Origin of the sequence: Thermoflexus sp. (assembly GCF_042408365.1) — a bacterium.
In the GTDB taxonomy this organism is placed as follows: Bacteria; Chloroflexota; Anaerolineae; order Thermoflexales; family Thermoflexaceae; genus Thermoflexus.
Map to the genome: position 1 here is coordinate 1 of NZ_JBHOQJ010000129.1, position 3,091 is coordinate 3,091.

Genomic DNA, 3,091 nt, shown 5'->3' on the forward strand with positions numbered 1-3,091 from the left:
GAAATAAAGCACCCGGTCCAGATTGCGTCGGGAGATATCGAGCAGCAAGCCCAAATAGGAGGGGACCCGTCGGGTATACCAGATGTGGGCCACCGGGGCGGCCAGCGTAATATGCCCCATCCGCTCCCGGCGCACCGTCGCGCGGGTCACCTCAACACCGCATTTCTCGCAAACGATTCCTTTGTAGCGAGGGCCTTTATACTTCCCGCAGTAACATTGATAATCCCGGGTGGGGCCGAAGATCACCTCGCAGAACAGGCCGTCCTTTTCCGGCCGCAGCCGGCGATAGTTGATCGTCTCCGGCTTGGTAACCTCGCCGTAAGACCAGGACAGGATTTGCTCCGGCGATGCCAGTGAGATCCGCAGCGCGCGAAACTCTTTGGCCTCCACAGGCGCCTCCTTGAGGACGAATTACATAATGACGGTGAATGATTACAACGCGAACACCATCGACGAATTGAGCCAATCGAGGACAGAGCTTATAGCTTGTCGGAATGGATCTTTCCGGACGCAGGCAAAATCTTCCCATCTCCTTGATCGCCGTGAAGATCGTGCGGGATTGAGATGGGGGACTTGTTCAGATCACGGGCCGCATTCCCAAGCGGAATACCAGCTTTCCATCCCGGCTGGATCAAAAGAGGCGTTTGTTAACCGCCCTTCCAGCCCCTCGCACCCGGCCGATAAAAAACAACAAAAGACCCTTCCCTGACATTTTTGAGCCAGGGATTGGATCTCTTACGCCGATTTGGGCACGAGGGACAGGTCTTCATGAGGGCTATCCCTAACTATAGGCAAAAGGTGTGGTTTTGTCAAATTTGCCGGCTGACCCGGTGGCAGCCACCTGAGGTGGCTGCCACCGGGTCAGCCGGCGCTCGAGCGCCCGTTTTCGAAGATCTCCAAGGCCCATAGACCTCAAGAATCACATAGACAAAGCATTGCACCCAAGATGGTTTATAATTGAGATGCAAGGAGCGAAAGCAGTTATTATTCTGATACTGGGGAACAGGTGCGTCCAATGCGTCGCTGGTCTTCCATCGGCTGGATCCTCCTGGGTTTAGCGGCCCTGGCCTTGGTGGCGGCCTTTCTGGTTTTCCTCTACACCCATCCGGCCGTCGCGGCGGTCCTCCGGGATGTTCTGATCATCGCTCTGACCCTACAACTGATCTTGCTCGCAGCGGTGTCGATCTTTCTGGTTTACCGTCTGATTCGCCTAGTCGACTGGGTGCAGCAGGAGATCCAGCCGATCCTCCAGCGCGCCCGGGAGACGGTGGACACGGTGCATGGAACCAGCATCTTCCTGGGCCGGCGTCTGGCTCGCCCCACCATCGAGGCGGCCAGTGTGGCAGCTGGCGTCACCCAGGCGCTGCGAACGTTGATCCGCCTGTTGCGCGGTCGATCCCTGTAAAACCGGCCCAGCTGTGCCCAATGCTTATCCTAAAATCTCGGGCAAGGAGGTAACGATGACGGAGCGGGAGAGGGATGGAGAGTTTGGAGCCTTCCTGGCCGGGTTTCTGACCGGAGCCTTAGTGGGCGCTGTGGTGGCCTTGCTGTTTGCTCCGCGTCCGGGCGAGGAAACCCGACGGCTGCTGCGGGAACGGGGGATTGAATTGAAGACCCAGGCGGAGGAGGTCACGGCCCAAGTTCGTTCTCAGACAGAAGCTGCCCTGTTGGAGGCGCGCCGTCGCGCTGAGGAGGCTGCAGCAGAGGCCCGTCGCCGCGCCGAGGAGCTTCGCAAATGGCTGGAGGAAAGCCGGGCCCAGTTTGAACAGATGATGGCCCAGCGTCGGGGCACTGCAGCTCCGACGACCGGCGAGCCACCTGCAGGGGGAGAATCTCTTTGATGCGATCAAGGGATTGGCTGCTGGTCTACGAGGCGGGGAGCCTGATCGAGGGTCAGATGATTCAAGCCCGATTAGAACAGGAAGGGATCCCTGCCCGGCTTCGTTACGAAGCCATCCACACATTAATCGCGCCTGCCTTCTACCGGGTCGAGGTTCTGGTCCCGAAGGACCGTGCAGAACAAGCCCGGCAGATCTTATCGGGAGAGGATCTCCCCTCCGCATCAGGTCCGGAAGCCTGAACTTGGTCAGCGACGCTGGAACGGGCTGGCGCGATGGGCAGGCAGGGGGCTTGGAGCTGGGGCCGGTCGCCCAAGGCAGCCTGACTAAGCTCTGGAAGCTGCCTAACCCAAAAAGCCTCCGCGCGGTTGACGTTTGGGCAGCCCCATGTTATGATCTTCTTCGGCATCCCGTTCCCAGAAGGAGGCCCATATTTCCACGCGAAAGCATCGAGTGAATGAGGCGATTCGGGCCCGCCAGGTTCGGTTGATCGGCCCGGATGGAAAGCAGGTCGGCGTGGTTCCCCTGATGGAGGCCCTCGCCATGGCCCGTCAGTATGGCCTGGATCTGGTGGAGGTTGCCCCTCAGGCGGATCCCCCGGTCTGCCGCATTATGGATTATGGCAAGTTCCTCTATGAACAGGCCAAGAAGGAACGGGAGGCTCGTAAGGCGCTCAAACAAATCGTGGTCAAAGAGATCCGCCTGCGCCCCACGACGGATCCGCACCATGTGGGATTTAAGGTGCGGGATGCCCGGCGCTTCCTGAACGATGGGAATAAGGTGAAGGTTCAGGTTCGAATGCGTGGGCGCGAGATCACACATCTGCAGCTGGCCACAGAAATGCTCCAGCGCTTTGCGGAGCAGGTGGCCGATGTAGGGATGGTGGAGATCCCGCCCAGCATGGAAGGCCAGAGCATGGTCATGGTGCTGGCCCCTCTGCGTCGGAAAGGAGGGCAACCAGCGGAGCGGAAGGTCGAATCCAGTTCGGAGGTGATCGGAGGTGCCCAAGATTCGGACCCACAAGGCGACCGCTAAGCGGCTTCGCTATACCGGAAGCGGGAAGTTGGTGCGAGCGAAGATCGGACGCAGCCACCTGCGGCGTAAGCGCGCCAAGCGCACCAAGCGGCTCTATGATGAGATGCTCACAGTGAGCGAGCCCTCCGTTTATAAACGGGTGAAGCGGTTGGCCCCTTATCTGGAGAAGCAGGATTAGGGTTCCCGGGGGCTTTAGGGGCCGAGCCGCGCGTCTTTGG

6 protein-coding genes are annotated in these 3,091 nt (G+C 59.7%); 5 read left to right on the top strand and 1 reads right to left on the bottom strand.

The genetic code is table 11. The features are described 5' to 3' along the window. Window positions 1-390: hypothetical protein (locus ACFMO5_RS05580; protein WP_376791767.1), on the bottom strand; the 390-nt coding region annotated here is incomplete at its 3' end. A gap of 625 nt (window positions 391-1,015) precedes the next feature. On the opposite strand from ACFMO5_RS05580, the gene ACFMO5_RS05585 reads away from it, so the two are divergent. The 5 genes from ACFMO5_RS05585 (at window position 1,016) to ACFMO5_RS05605 (ending at window position 3,051) form a co-directional block, all read left to right on the top strand. Continuing rightward, window positions 1,016-1,405, top strand: a complete 390-nt coding sequence (locus ACFMO5_RS05585; RefSeq protein WP_376791768.1) for a hypothetical protein — start codon at window positions 1,016-1,018, stop codon at window positions 1,403-1,405. A 55-nt stretch (window positions 1,406-1,460) separates the two neighbouring features. Next, window positions 1,461-1,841, top strand: a complete 381-nt coding sequence (locus ACFMO5_RS05590) for a YtxH domain-containing protein (protein WP_376791769.1) — start codon at window positions 1,461-1,463, stop codon at window positions 1,839-1,841. Further along, window positions 1,841-2,080 (top strand): putative signal transducing protein, encoded by a 240-nt coding sequence (locus tag ACFMO5_RS05595; protein WP_376791770.1) that lies wholly within the window; start codon window positions 1,841-1,843, stop codon window positions 2,078-2,080. The genes ACFMO5_RS05590 and ACFMO5_RS05595 overlap by 1 nt, the downstream gene beginning before the upstream one ends. A 190-nt stretch (window positions 2,081-2,270) precedes the next feature. Continuing rightward, window positions 2,271-2,873 carry a translation initiation factor IF-3 gene (infC, locus tag ACFMO5_RS05600; protein WP_376791772.1) on the top strand — a complete coding sequence of 201 codons (603 nt, stop codon included), beginning with the start codon at window positions 2,271-2,273 and terminating at the stop codon, window positions 2,871-2,873. Further along, window positions 2,839-3,051: a 50S ribosomal protein L35 gene (locus ACFMO5_RS05605; protein ID WP_376791771.1), complete on the top strand. Its 213-nt coding sequence runs from the start codon at window positions 2,839-2,841 to the stop codon at window positions 3,049-3,051. The genes infC and ACFMO5_RS05605 overlap by 35 nt, the downstream gene beginning before the upstream one ends. Window positions 3,052-3,091: the final 40 nt, after the last annotated feature.